Annotated in this window: 13 protein-coding genes; 8 read left to right on the top strand and 5 right to left on the bottom strand. The window is 72.3% G+C overall.

What is annotated here, in order from left to right:
* Positions 1 to 15: 15 nt before the first annotated feature.
* The 4 genes from DVK05_RS11960 to DVK05_RS17710 all read left to right on the top strand — a co-directional run bounded on the left by DVK05_RS11960 (position 16) and on the right by DVK05_RS17710 (position 2,879).
* A complete protein-coding gene (locus tag DVK05_RS11960; protein WP_121563558.1) occupies positions 16 to 468 on the top strand; it encodes a DUF5791 family protein in 453 nt (150 codons plus the stop codon).
* Positions 465 to 1,367 (top strand): NAD-dependent epimerase/dehydratase family protein, encoded by a 903-nt coding sequence (locus tag DVK05_RS11955; protein ID WP_121563557.1) that lies wholly within the window; start codon positions 465 to 467, stop codon positions 1,365 to 1,367. Before DVK05_RS11960 ends, DVK05_RS11955 begins: the two co-directional genes overlap by 4 nt.
* A gap of 121 nt (positions 1,368 to 1,488) precedes the next feature.
* Complete coding sequence (locus tag DVK05_RS11950; RefSeq protein WP_121563556.1) at positions 1,489 to 2,664, top strand: bifunctional oligoribonuclease/PAP phosphatase NrnA; 1,176 nt, start codon at positions 1,489 to 1,491, stop codon at positions 2,662 to 2,664.
* An 83-nt stretch (positions 2,665 to 2,747) separates the two neighbouring features.
* A complete protein-coding gene (locus DVK05_RS17710) occupies positions 2,748 to 2,879 on the top strand; it encodes a hypothetical protein (RefSeq protein ID WP_255409713.1) in 132 nt (43 codons plus the stop codon).
* Positions 2,880 to 2,934: 55 nt separating this feature from the next.
* Here DVK05_RS17710 and DVK05_RS11945 read toward each other — a convergent pair whose 3' ends face one another.
* Positions 2,935 to 4,152 (bottom strand): proteasome-activating nucleotidase, encoded by a 1,218-nt coding sequence (locus tag DVK05_RS11945; RefSeq protein ID WP_121563555.1) that lies wholly within the window; start codon positions 4,150 to 4,152, stop codon positions 2,935 to 2,937.
* Between the two features lie 192 nt (positions 4,153 to 4,344).
* Here DVK05_RS11945 and DVK05_RS11940 point away from each other — a divergent pair, with 192 nt between their 5' ends.
* From DVK05_RS11940 to rad50, 4 genes are all read left to right on the top strand, one after another.
* Positions 4,345 to 4,608 carry a helix-turn-helix domain-containing protein gene (locus DVK05_RS11940; RefSeq protein WP_121563554.1) on the top strand — a complete coding sequence of 88 codons (264 nt, stop codon included), beginning with the start codon at positions 4,345 to 4,347 and terminating at the stop codon, positions 4,606 to 4,608.
* Between the two features lie 84 nt (positions 4,609 to 4,692).
* Positions 4,693 to 5,079, top strand: a complete 387-nt coding sequence (locus tag DVK05_RS11935; protein WP_121563553.1) for a hypothetical protein — start codon at positions 4,693 to 4,695, stop codon at positions 5,077 to 5,079.
* On the top strand, positions 5,076 to 6,476 hold the full coding sequence (gene mre11, locus DVK05_RS11930) for a DNA double-strand break repair protein Mre11 (protein WP_121563552.1): 1,401 nt from the start codon (positions 5,076 to 5,078) through the stop codon (positions 6,474 to 6,476). Before DVK05_RS11935 ends, mre11 begins: the two co-directional genes overlap by 4 nt.
* A complete protein-coding gene (gene rad50, locus DVK05_RS11925; RefSeq protein ID WP_121563551.1) occupies positions 6,473 to 9,166 on the top strand; it encodes a DNA double-strand break repair ATPase Rad50 in 2,694 nt (897 codons plus the stop codon). Before mre11 ends, rad50 begins: the two co-directional genes overlap by 4 nt.
* Before the next feature lie 79 nt (positions 9,167 to 9,245).
* Here the strand turns inward: rad50 and DVK05_RS11920 are convergent, their stop codons facing one another.
* From DVK05_RS11920 to DVK05_RS17370, 4 genes are all read right to left on the bottom strand, one after another.
* Positions 9,246 to 9,524, bottom strand: coding sequence for a hypothetical protein (locus tag DVK05_RS11920; RefSeq protein ID WP_121563550.1), 279 nt, complete (start codon positions 9,522 to 9,524; stop codon positions 9,246 to 9,248).
* A gap of 66 nt (positions 9,525 to 9,590) precedes the next feature.
* Positions 9,591 to 10,052 (bottom strand): hypothetical protein, encoded by a 462-nt coding sequence (locus DVK05_RS11915; RefSeq protein ID WP_121563549.1) that lies wholly within the window; start codon positions 10,050 to 10,052, stop codon positions 9,591 to 9,593.
* 26 nt (positions 10,053 to 10,078) lie between these two features.
* Positions 10,079 to 10,498 carry a hypothetical protein gene (locus DVK05_RS11910; RefSeq protein WP_121563548.1) on the bottom strand — a complete coding sequence of 140 codons (420 nt, stop codon included), beginning with the start codon at positions 10,496 to 10,498 and terminating at the stop codon, positions 10,079 to 10,081.
* 117 nt (positions 10,499 to 10,615) lie between these two features.
* On the bottom strand, positions 10,616 to 10,789 hold the full coding sequence (locus tag DVK05_RS17370; RefSeq protein ID WP_167551914.1) for a hypothetical protein: 174 nt from the start codon (positions 10,787 to 10,789) through the stop codon (positions 10,616 to 10,618).
* Between the last annotated feature and the right edge of the window lies 1 nt (position 10,790).

Below are 10,790 nucleotides of genomic sequence, written 5' to 3'. Positions count from 1 at the left end.
CGACCGAGTGAGGGTATGTTCCACGAGGTCGTCGACGGTCGCGGCGCCGGGCCCGACGTCGACGCCGACGAGCCGGCGGCGGCGGAGTTGCTCGCCGCCTTCGAGGCGATGGTGACGGAGGCGACCGCGGCGGTCGATCCCGACCGGCTGGTCGGAGAGACCGGGCTGAGCGAGGCGGACGCGGGCGCCCTCCGCGACGGAGAGATCGCGTCGCTCTCGCTCGCGGACGGGGCGGCCGTCCTCGCGGCGGCGAACCCGGACCGAGACGCCGACGCGATGGTGGCCGAGGTGCGCGACCACCTGCTGATGGGGATGGCGACCGCCGTCCTCGACGTCGACGCGATCGCCGCGAAGATCGACGCCGACCTCACCGGCCAGGAGGTCCAGCAGGCGTTGGAGGGGCGGACGAGGATGACCCTCGGCCAGCTCGCCGAGATCCTCGCGGTCATCGAGCGACGCAAGCCATGAGGGTCGTCGTCGTCGGCTGCGGCTACGTCGGGCTGGCGCTGGCGGACCAGCTCGCCGCCCGCGGTCACGCGGTCACCGGCGTCCGGCGGTCGGACGCGGGGCTCGACGCGGTCGACGCCGTCGGCCCCGACGTCGAGGCCGTCCGCGCGGACGCGACCGATCCGGCGTCGCTCTCGGCGCTCCCGGACGCGGACGCGGTCGTCTTCGCGGCCAGTTCGGGCGGACGGGGCGCCGAGGCCGCCCGCGAGGTGTACGTCGACGGCCTGGCGAACGTCGTCGACGAGTACGGCTCGCGGGCGTCGCCGCCGGACCGGCTGGTGTACACCTCCTCGACGGGCGTGTACGGCGACCACGACGGCGGGTGGGTCGACGAGGAGACGCCGGTCGAGCCGACCACCGAGAAGACCCGGGTCCTCGCCGAGGCGGAGCGGATCGCGACCGAGCGGACGGCGGAGGCCGGGATCGACGGGACCGTCGTCCGGTTCGCGGGGCTGTACGGCCCCGAGCGGTACCGGCTGGAGCGGTACGTGGAGGGGCCGGTGACGGCCGGCTACCTGAACATGGTCCACCGCGACGACGCCGCGGGGTCGATCCGGCACCTGCTGGAGGCGGACCGGGCGCGCGACCGCGCCGTCCTCGTCGTCGACGACGAGCCGGTCGACAAGCACGCGTTCGCCGACTGGCTCGCCGACGCCTGCGGCGTCCCGCGCCCGGAGAAGTTATCGAAGGACGAGCGGATCGCGGCCGGCGGCCTCTCCGCGGCGGCGGAGCGCCGGATCCGGACGAGCAAGCGGTGTTCGAACGCGCTGCTCCGCGAACTGGGCTACGAGTTCGCCCACCCGACGTTCCGGTCGGGGTACCGCGACGCCGTGCGCGCGTTCCGGGCGCGGAGCGAGTAGACCGCCCCGTCGAATCGCGGCGCGCCGCCGCAGGGCCGCAGGATCGCGGGGCGTTCCGTCGGTTCCGGTCGGTCGGAACGGTAACGAACCTTCATGTGTCGGGAGCGACTCGCCACAACGCATGCGAGCGATGAGCGCGGTCGGCGACCGGTTTTCGCAGGCGGCGACCATGGCTCGGGAGAACCCCGAACTCGCCGTCGCCGCGGCGCTCGTCGTCCTGATCGCGGTCGGTATTGGGCTGATCGTGCTCCGGTCCCGGCGGACGGCCGGGGTGAAGTTCCGCCGACTGCTGGCCGCCGAAGACGAGATCACGGTGTTGATGCACCCGAACCCGGACCCCGACGCGATGTCGGCCGCGGTCGGGGTCGCCTCGCTCGCCGACCAGGTGGACGTCGACGCCACCGTCCAGTACCCCGGTCAGATCCGCCACCAGGAGAACCGGGCGTTCCGGACCGTCCTCGACCTCGAACTGGAGCCGATCGAGCACGTGAGCGACCTCGCGGCGGAGTCGGTCGTCTTAGTCGACCACAACGAGCCGCGGGGGTTCGCCGGGGCCGACGGCGTGTTGCCGATGGCGGTCGTCGACCACCATCCCGGGGACGGCGCCGGCGAGCTGTTCACCGACGTGCGGACGGACTACGGCGCGACCGCGTCGGTCGTCGCCGAGTACTTCCGGGACAACGACGCGGTCCCCGTCCCGCCGGACAAGCACGCGAGCGAGACGGCGAGCGACCTCACGCTGTCGACGGACACGGCGACGGGCCTGCTGTACGGGATCTTGGCGGACACGAAACACCTCACCGTCGGCGCCAGCGAGCCCGACTTCGCGGCGGCCGCCTACCTCTACCCCGGCGTCGACCAGGACCGGCTCGACCGCATCGCGAACCCCGCGGTCGACGCGGAGGTGCTGGAAGTGAAGGCCCGGGCGATCGCGGGGCGCCGGATCGAGGGGTCGTTCGCGGTCGCCGACGTCGGCGGCGTGAACAACGTCGACGCGATCCCGCAGGCCGCGGACGAGCTGATCCAGCTCGAGGGCGTCAGCGCCGTCGTGGTGATCGGGGAGCGGGACGAGACCGTCCACCTCTCGGGCCGGTCGCGCGACGACCGAGTCCACATGGGCAACGCGATAGCGGCGGTGTTAGACGACGTGGACAGCGGAAACGGCGGCGGGCACTCCCGGATGGGCGGCGGGACGATCGAACCGGAGGTCGACCCCACCGGAGAGGGGGAGCGAGAGACCGTCGACCGCGACGCGCTCGCCGACGGGCTGTTCCGCGCGATGGCGGGCGACGTGTGACCGCGTCGCCGAGCCGACGGCCGCCGCGACGCCTCCGGCGGCGCGACGCGCGGATTTAAGTCTCGGGCCGCGGTGCGTCCGACATGGACATCGACGCGTCGGTCGACGACGGCTGGCTCGCGCTCGCCGGCGTCGGCGCCGGCTACGGGATCGCGGTCGGACTGGTGTTCCTGCTGGTCTTCGTCGCGCCGTACCTCGTCGTCGCGGCGCTGTAACGGGCGCTTCGACGGGAGGCGACGGTCGAAAAAGGACTGAGCGGCCGCGACGCGATCAGGCGAACGCCAGCGAGTCGTCGGCGTTCGTCTCGTCGTCCTGGCGGAGCTTCTCGTGGGCCTCGAGGAAGTCGTCGACGGTGACCTCCGTGCGGTCGTCGCGGATGGCGAACATCCCGGCCTCCGTACAGATCGCCTTGATGTCGGCGCCGGATGCGTCGGGGGTCAGCTCGGCGAGCTCGGCGAAGTCGACGCCGTCCGCGAGGTTCATGTTGCGGGTGTGGATCTGGAAGATGATCTCGCGGCCCTCGGTCTCCGGCTTGGGCACCTCGATGAGGCGGTCGAAGCGGCCGGGGCGGAGGATCGCGGGGTCGAGCATGTCGAAGCGGTTGGTCGCGGCGATGATCCGGACCTCGCCGCGCTCGTCGAAGCCGTCCATCTCGGAGAGCAGCTGCATCATCGTGCGCTGGACCTCGGCGTCGCCGGAGGTCTTCGAGTCCGTCCGCTTCGAGGCGATGGCGTCGATCTCGTCGATGAACAGGACGGCGGGCTGGTTCTCGCGGGCGACCTCGAACAGGTCCCGGACCAGCTTCGCGCCCTCGCCGATGAACTTGTGGACCAGCTCCGAGCCGGCCATCTTGATGAACGTCGCGTCCGTCTCGTTGGCGACGGCCTTCGCGAGCATCGTCTTCCCGGTGCCCGGCGGCCCGTACAGCAGGACGCCGCTCGGGGGCGTGATGCCGACGTCCTCGAACATGTCGGGGTGTTCGAGCGGCATCTCGACGGTCTCGCGGACCTCCTGCATCTGGTCTTCGAGCCCGCCGATGTCGGCGTAGGTGACGTCCGGCGAGTGCTCGACCTGCATGACGCGGGCGCGGACGTCGGTCTCCTTCTCTAACTTCTTGACCACCGACAGCGAGTTGTTGACCGCGACGCGGTCGTCGGGGTCGAGCTTCTCGCGCATCTCGTCGGTGATCTCGGTGAGCGCCTCCTGGTTGTTGCCGTGCTGTTTGATCACGGCGCCGTCGGGCGTGATCTCCTGGACCGTCGCCACGAACAGCGGGGACTGCTTCAGCTTCTTGTTCTCGTGGGTGAGCCGTTCGAGCTTCTGCTGGTACTTGTTGTTCTCCGCGTTGGCGTCGAGGAGCTTGTCGCGCATCTCCTCGTTCTGGGACTCTAAGACGTCGAGCCGCTCCTGTAAGGAGTCGATCTTCTCCTGTTTCGACGCCGCTCCCTCGTCGTAGGGCATATCGACGTCGTCGACGGTGTCGCTCATTGTGCTTATTAAAGCGTCTCGCGGATAAGAGGCTTCGGGTGGGGGCACGATGCCGCCAGTATCGTCGGCGAGACGGCGACGCGCGGGGGGTTCGGCCGGACGGACTGGTCGGTCCGGGGCGTACAGATGCTCAACAGTAATGAATTAGGATAGTAAATATTATTATCCGGCATGCGATCGATCGAGGTACGCATGAGCACGACCGATGCCGTCACCGCCGACGACGCGGCCGCGGACCGCTGGGCGGCCGTACGCGACCTGCCGCCGAGCGCGAAGCTCGTCGCGAAGGTGTTAGACTACAACGACACGCTGACCCAGAGCGAGCTGGCCGAGGAGACGCTGCTCCCGCCCCGGACCGTCCGCTACGCCCTGTCGCGGCTCGAAGAGGAGGGCGTCGTCGACTCCCGGTTCTCCTTCACCGACGCGCGCAAACGGCTGTACTCGCTGGCGGTCTGAGGCGGGGTTCGGACCGCGCCGCGGTCCGCAGGGTCGAGGGGAGCGTCCGCGACGCTTTATCCCCGATGCCGCGCCAGTCGGCCCGTGGTCTCGACTACCGCCGTCAAGCGCGCCCTGGCCGCGCTCGCGACGCGCACCGACACCGCGAGGCGCCCGTACGTCGCCGTGATCGACGAGGCGGACGCCGCGCGCGCCGACCTCCGCCGGGCGGCCGGCTTCGTCGACGCCGTCGGCCTCGACCGGCTGGCGGAGGCGGTCGACGTCGCGGAGCGCGCGGGCGACGAGGCCGCCGCCGAGCGCGGCCGCGAGGCGCTGGCCGCGTACCGGGCGTTCCGACGCGCGGCGGACGGTTCCGGCGGGGACGGTGACACCGACGCCGGCGGCCCCGAGCGGCGCGGCGACGGGCGCGACCACTTCCGCTCCGGCCCCGGAATCCCTAAGCCGGACACCGGCCAAGACGCGGACAGATGACACGGGTGATCCACACCGGCGACACCCACGTCGGGTACTCGCAGTACCACTCGCCGGTCCGACGCCAGGACTTCCTCGACGCGTTCGAAGCCGTGGTCGACGACGCGGTCGACGACGGCGTCGACGCCGTCGTCCACGCGGGCGACCTCTTCCACGACCGCCGGCCCGAACTCGGCGACCTGATGGGGACCATCTCCGTCCTCCGCCGGCTCGACGACGCGGGGATCCCGTTCCTCGCGGTCGTCGGCAACCACGAGTCGACGCGGGGCGGGCAGTGGCTCGACCTCTTCGAGCGCCTCGGCCTCGCGACCCGGCTCGGCGACGAGCCGGTCGTCGTGGGCGACACCGCCTTCTACGGCCTCGATCACGTCCCCGTCTCGCGGCGCGACGACCTCGACTACGCGTTCGCCGACTACGACGCCGAGTACGCGGCGCTGGTCGCGCACGGCCTCTTCGAGCCGTTCGGCTACGCCGACTGGGACACGGAGACCGTGCTGACCGAGAGCGACGTCGACTTCGACGCGATGCTCCTCGGCGACAACCACACGCCCGACACCGCGCGGGTCGCCGACACGTGGGTCACGTACCCGGGCTCGACCGAGCGCGCGAGCGCCAGCGAGCGCGAGGGGCGCGGCTACAACGTCGTCGTCTTCGACGCCGACGCGGCCGGCGGCGACGACCGGGTCGAGATCCGGCGCCGCGCGCTCGACACGCGCCCGTTCGTCTTCGTCTCCGTCGAACTGCGCGAGGGCGAGGGCGAGTCGCGGGTCCGCGAGCGCGTGCGGGAGCACGACCTCGCCGAGGCGGTCGTCCACGTCGAGATAACCGGGGAGGGCGACCCGGTGACGCCCGCGGCCGTCGAGGAGTTCGCGACCGACGAGGGCGCGCTCATCGCGCGCGTCACGGACAGGCGCGAGGTCGACGCCGACGGCGAGGTGGACGTGAGCTTCGCCGACCCGGAGGACGCCGTCCGCGACCGCCTCGACGAGATGTCGCTGTCGACCGCCGCACGCGACGTGGAAAGCGCGGTCCGCGAGGACACCGTCCCGGACGCGAACGTCCGCGAGACGGTGAAGCGACGGGTCGAGGAGCGGCTCGACGGCGACGAGGACCTCGGCGCGTTCGAGGCCGTGGAGCCCGACGCCGAGACCGGCGATGACGACGGCGGCGAAGCGACGGCCGAATCGGATGAAGCCGGGGACGACGACGAACCGAACGGCAACGAATCGGACGGCGACGAATCGAACGGGGAGGAACCGGACGACGACGAACCGGACGGCGACGAACGGGACAGTAACGAACCCGAGCCGGACGAGTCCGACGCCGACCCCGCCGAGGCGACGGACGCCGACGCGGCGTCGCCCGACGGCCAGGTCTCCATGGAGGACTACCTGTGAAGTTCGACCGCGTCCGCCTCGCGAACTTCAAGCCCTACGGCGACGCCGACCTGCGGCTGACCGAGGGGGTCACCGTCATCCACGGGCTCAACGGCAGCGGGAAGTCGTCGCTCCTGGAGGCCTGCTTCTTCGCGCTGTACGGCTCCAAGGCGCTCGACGGGACCCTCGACGACGTGATCACGAACGGCGAGGAGGAGACGGAGGTTGAGCTGTGGTTCACCCACGACGGCGTCTCCTACCGGGTCGAGCGGCGGATCAAGTCCTACGACGGCCGGATCGACCACCAGTGTACGCTCGAGGCGACCGACGGGAGCGACGTGACCCGCGACGGCGCCCGCGCGGTCCGCGAGTTCGTCACGGAGCTGCTGCGGATGGACGCCGAGGCGTTCGTCAACTGCGCGTACGTCCGGCAGGGCGAGGTGAACAAGCTGATCAACGCCACGCCGCGGGAGCGGCAGGACACGATCGACGACCTGCTCCAGCTCGGGAAGCTGGAGGAGTACCGCGAGCGCGCCGGCGACGCCAGGCTCGGCGTCGAGGACGTGCTGGAGAACCGGCGCGGGCGGCTCGACCAGCTCGACGAGCAGATCGCCGCGAAGGAGGACCGCGACCTCCACGCGCGGCTCAACGAGCTGGAGGGCGAACTCGGCGAGGTCACCGACGACATCGAGCGGTACGAGACCCAGCGGGAGCAGGCGAAGGAGACGCGCGACGCGGCCGCCGAGACGCTGTCGACGCACGCGGAGAAGCGGGAGAGGCTGGAGGCGGTCGAGTCGGAGATCGACGAGATCGAGGCCGCGATCCGCGAGGCCGAGCGCGAGCGCGACGACCACCGCGACGCGATCCGCGAGACGCGCGAGCGGATCGACGAGATCGAGTCGGAGATCGACGGGCGGCTCGACGACGCCGGCCTCGACGCGGCGACCGAGGAGGCGATCGCCGACCGCCGCGCGGCGCTCGACGAGCGGGAGGCGACGGTCCGCGAGGACCTCGACGACGAGCGGGTGAACGCCGAGGGGCTCCGCAATCAGGCGACGAACCTCGCCGGGAAGGCCGACGACCGGACCGAGCGCGCCGCGGAGATCGAGGCCGAGGCCGACGACCTCGCCGACGAGGCCGAGGCGACGGCGGCGGCGGCCGACGAGGCCGAGTCGTCGGTCGCGGACCTCCGCGAGGAGGCCGACGAGCTCCGCGAGCGGTTCGCGGCCGCGGACGCCGACGTCGACCGCGACGGCGTCGCCGACGAGCGGGACGCGCTGCGCGACGAGCGCGGCGAGGTCCGCGAGCGGATCGCCGAGCTGTCGGCGGAGCTGAAGAACGCCCGCGAGCGCGTCGCGGAGGCCGAGGAGCTGCTCGCGGCGGGGAAGTGTCCGGAGTGCGGCCAGCCGGTCGAGGACTCGCCGCACGCCAGCGGGATCGACGAGGACCGCGAGCGCGTCGCGGAGCTGGAGGCCGAGCTCGCGGACGCCCGCGACCGCGAGGCCGACCTCGACGACCGGATCGCGGAGCTCGACGGGCTCGCGAGCGCGGCCGACCGGCTCGACGAGATCGACGAGCGCGTCGAGACCCTCGAGGCGCGCGTCGAGGAGAAGCGCGAGGCGGCGGACCGGAAGCGGGAGACGGCCGAGGAGAAGCGCGAGCGCGCCGCAGAGCTCAGGGACGCGGCCGAGGAGACGCGCGAGGTCGCGGCCCAGAAGCGCGAGGAGGCGGAGGCGGCCGCGGCGCGCGTCGAGGAGCTCGAGTCCGAGCTCGCGGCGATCGACGACGCGCGCGAGGCGGTGACGGCGGTCGAGGAGCGCCTCTCCGCTATCGCGGACGCGGAAGACGAGGTCGAGCGCCGCCGCGAGAAGCGGGAGAACCTCGAAGAGGTGAACGACGAGCGGCGCGACCGGCTCGCCGACAAGCGCGAGCGGCGCGACGAGCTCGCGGACGCCGTCGACGAGGCCGCGGTCGAGACGGCGAGGGAACGGAAACAGGAGGCAGAGCGGTACCTCGAACGGGTCGGCGAGGAGCTCGACCGCCTCGACGAGCGCCGCGAGGAGCTCCAGAACGCGATCGGCGGGGTGAAAGGCGAGCTCCGCGAGCTGGAGGAGCTCCGCGAGGAGCGCGAGGCGCTGGGCGAGCGGGTGGCCGCGCTGGAGGGCCTCCACGAGGAGACGAGCGAGCTGGAGTCGATGTACGGCGACCTGCGCGCGGAGCTCCGCCAGCGCAACGTGGCCGAGCTGGAGCGCACCCTCAACGAGACGTTCGAGCTCGTCTACGGCAACGACGCCTACTCGCACATCGAGCTCGACGGCGAGTACGTCCTCACCGTCTACCAGAAGGACGGCGAGCCGCTCGACCCCGAGCAGCTCTCCGGCGGCGAGCGCGCCCTGTTCAACCTCTCGCTGCGCTGTGCCATATACCGCCTGCTCTCGGAGGGGATCGAGGGCGCGGCGCCGACGCCGCCGCTCATCCTCGACGAGCCGACGGTGTTCCTCGACTCCGGCCACGTCTCGCGGCTCGTCCGGCTCGTCGAGGAGATGCGCGGCTTCGGCGTGCGCCAGATCGTCATCGTGAGCCACGACGACGAGCTGGTGGGCGCGGCCGACGAGCTGGTCACCGTCGAGAAGGACCCGCGCTCGAACCGCTCGACCGTCCGGCGGGAGGACGCGGCGGACATCGAGGCGGCGTCGCTCGCCGACGACTGAGGCGAGGTCCCGCAGGACCGCCCTCCGCGTGCTCCGACGGGCGCCCGTTCGTATCTCTCCGCCGGGCAGCGGGCGACGCTCACGCCCCGGCCTGCCCGAGCAGATAGGCGAACGTACCGAGGGCGCCGGCGACGGCGAGCCCGGCGTACGCGAGCAGGTACCGCCACGAGTCCGCCGAGGAGTACCGGAAGGCGGCGACGGCACCGACTCCCGCGAGCGCGAGGAACCCGTACGCGACCGGGGGTCCGGCCAGCCCGAGGCGATGCGCCAGGACCCGTTCCGAGATGAGCGGGGCGAGGAGGCCACAACAGACCGCGAGGAGGGCGCCGCTGAGGCGCCCGTTCGGTCGGAGCGCCATGGGCGAGGGGCGTCGGCCGACCGGCAAGTGCTTTCTGTCGGCGTCGGCCGTTCGACGCCGGCGGGATCAGCCGTCGTCCGACTCGGCGCCGCCGTCGTCCGCCGACTCGCCGCGCAACAGTGCCAGCGCCTCGACCGCGACCGGGGTCGCCTCGTAGCCGCGGCGCCCGGCGACCTCGGCCTCGTCGACCAGGCCGGCCGCGCGGAACTCGGAGAGCGCGCCGTGGAGGTCGGACTCGCACATGTCGGCCGCGTCGAGGAGGTCGATGGCGGCGATCGGCCCCTCGTCGACGACCACCGCGAGCAGGCCGAGCGACCGGTCGTCGCGGACCGCGCCGAGCGTCCGACGGACCGGCTCCGACACGCCGGAGGCGGCGGTCGCGAGCGGCGACTCGCCGTCGACGACCCGGAGGTCGTCGTTGTCGACGTACCGCTCCGCGCCGGTCGCCGGGTCCCGCACGCGGCTCGACTCGGCGGAGCGCTTCACGAGGAGGTACGTCTCGCCGTCGCCGTCGCGGACCGTCTGCATGGTCGAAGGAGGGCGCTCGCCGGGTATTACGCTTCCGGGGGCGCCGCGTCGGGGTCGGGGTCGTCCGCCTCGGACCCCGGATCGCCGTCGCCCTCCCCGTCGGCCTCGTCCCGCGACCGCCTCCACGACCGGTACGTCTGGTAGGTGCGGACGCCGGCCAGGAGCCCGGCGACGAACAGGGCCGGACCGATCCGCGACCAGCCCTCGAAGAACCACACCATCGGGCCGAGCGCGACGAGGAGGACGGCGGCGTTGGCGTAGATGACGGCGACGACGAACGCGCGGAGGGTGCCCTGGTCCACGTCGCTCGCGCCCTCGAAGTCGCCGCCGTCGTCGAACGACTTCACCGAGGGCGCCCGCGGAATGTCGGGCGTCATCTCCCGCTCGGCGTCGGAGCTCTCGCCGACCGAGATCTCGCCCTCGTCGTCCTCGTCGAGGCTGAACACGCCCGGCCGTACGCCGCGCCGGGGCAAAGGGGTTCCGTCCGGACGCGGCGCCGCGGCTGCTGGCGAGCGAGTGCGGTGCGGCGGGGCGGGGCGGCGGACGGCAGTAGAAGGGCCGCGTCAGACCGCGTCGGCGAGCCGGACGGTTCGGCTCGCCTCGACCCACGCAAGGGGGTTCGCGGCGTCGAAAAGCACCACGTTCCCGTCGTCTTCGTACGCCTCCACCTCGGCGTCGACCGCGTCGGAGTCGGCCGGGCGAGCCACCTCGGATTCGGAGCGTGGGTCCGAAGACATA

Source organism: Halorubrum sp. Atlit-8R (genome assembly GCF_003666025.1).
Lineage (GTDB): Archaea > Halobacteriota > Halobacteria > Halobacteriales > Haloferacaceae > Halorubrum > Halorubrum salinarum.
The sequence above is the reverse complement of the archived record's forward strand: the minus strand, read 5'-3'. Positions and strand labels throughout refer to the sequence as shown.

Coding starts and splice junctions, on each gene's coding strand:
- DVK05_RS11920 (WP_121563550.1), bottom strand. CDS start 9,524: ATGGCGCTCCGACCGAACGGGCGCCTCAGCGGCGCCCTCCTCGCGGTC.
- DVK05_RS11915 (WP_121563549.1), bottom strand. CDS start 10,052: ATGCAGACGGTCCGCGACGGCGACGGCGAGACGTACCTCCTCGTGAAG.
- DVK05_RS11955 (WP_121563557.1), top strand. CDS start 465: ATGAGGGTCGTCGTCGTCGGCTGCGGCTACGTCGGGCTGGCGCTGGCG.
- DVK05_RS11945 (WP_121563555.1), bottom strand. CDS start 4,152: ATGAGCGACACCGTCGACGACGTCGATATGCCCTACGACGAGGGAGCG.
- DVK05_RS11960 (WP_121563558.1), top strand. CDS start 16: ATGTTCCACGAGGTCGTCGACGGTCGCGGCGCCGGGCCCGACGTCGAC.
- DVK05_RS17710 (WP_255409713.1), top strand. CDS start 2,748: ATGGACATCGACGCGTCGGTCGACGACGGCTGGCTCGCGCTCGCCGGC.
- DVK05_RS17370 (WP_167551914.1), bottom strand. CDS start 10,789: ATGTCTTCGGACCCACGCTCCGAATCCGAGGTGGCTCGCCCGGCCGAC.
- DVK05_RS11950 (WP_121563556.1), top strand. CDS start 1,489: ATGCGAGCGATGAGCGCGGTCGGCGACCGGTTTTCGCAGGCGGCGACC.
- mre11 (WP_121563552.1), top strand. CDS start 5,076: ATGACACGGGTGATCCACACCGGCGACACCCACGTCGGGTACTCGCAG.
- DVK05_RS11940 (WP_121563554.1), top strand. CDS start 4,345: ATGAGCACGACCGATGCCGTCACCGCCGACGACGCGGCCGCGGACCGC.